The 725-nt window shown below is 41.9% G+C and carries 1 protein-coding gene; it reads left to right on the top strand.

The features are described from left to right. Positions 1 to 121: 121 nt before the first annotated feature. Entirely contained in the window at positions 122 to 373 is a 252-nt protein-coding gene (locus NNC77_RS16535) for a hypothetical protein (RefSeq protein ID WP_117588197.1), read from the top strand. The last annotated feature ends 352 nt before the right edge of the window (positions 374 to 725 follow it).

Here is a 725-nt window from a genome sequence, read left to right as displayed (position 1 = left end):
TTCAACAAGTGTCGGAGAATACCGAACCGAAAGTTAATTAGTCATACTATCAAAGAACTCTTTGGCTGGCAACGTAAAGCTGCTTAGCCATTATCTCAAATTTTAACGAACTATTGATATAATGGAACAGAAAAAATATAAACAGATCAACACAAAGACACCTGAGATTCAAGAAATGATTCTCAGCTATCAGATAGGTGGCGTAGCATACGAACTGTCACAGCGCCTGGAAATATCTCCAGCTCTGGCTCTTGATCTTTTCTATCGCAGCAAGACCTGTGCCCAACTCCACGATAAGCGCACCGGCCTGTATCTCATGAGCAATGGCTACATCGCCGATGATTTCATTTACGAGAAGCAGAGAGGGTACTAAGCCGCATTTTTATATCTGAGATACCTTGCCCCCCTACACGCCCTGAAGGGGCAGAAGCTCCTAGCCCAGGGTAACACCCTGGGTATAAGCGCAATCAGCCTTGCGCCCTGTAGGGGCAAAAGCTTTATGTTTTGTCTGGAGTTTTAAAACTTTTGCCCTTACAGACCGAAAAGATTTGCGTATTTTCCAAGATTTTAGCTAAAAAGATTTGCGTATTTTCCAAGATTTTAGCTAAAAAGAATGACTAAAAAAGCAAAAAATAGCAGATTTGGGCTTTTATTTTGAGTTTCAAGTGGTTGTGGCAGTTGTTGGCTTTAAGTGACGTTCGTGAGGAAATGTGAAAATGGCGGAT

This window comes from Segatella copri (genome assembly GCF_024330485.1).
Lineage (GTDB): Bacteria > Bacteroidota > Bacteroidia > Bacteroidales > Bacteroidaceae > Prevotella > Prevotella copri_L.
This window is presented reverse-complemented; position numbering and strand designations above follow the sequence as displayed.

What these genes read in the sequence shown, in the direction of transcription:
- NNC77_RS16535 (WP_117588197.1), top strand. Translation starts at nt 122, where the DNA reads ATGGAACAGAAAAAATATAAACAGATCAACACAAAGACACCTGAGATT.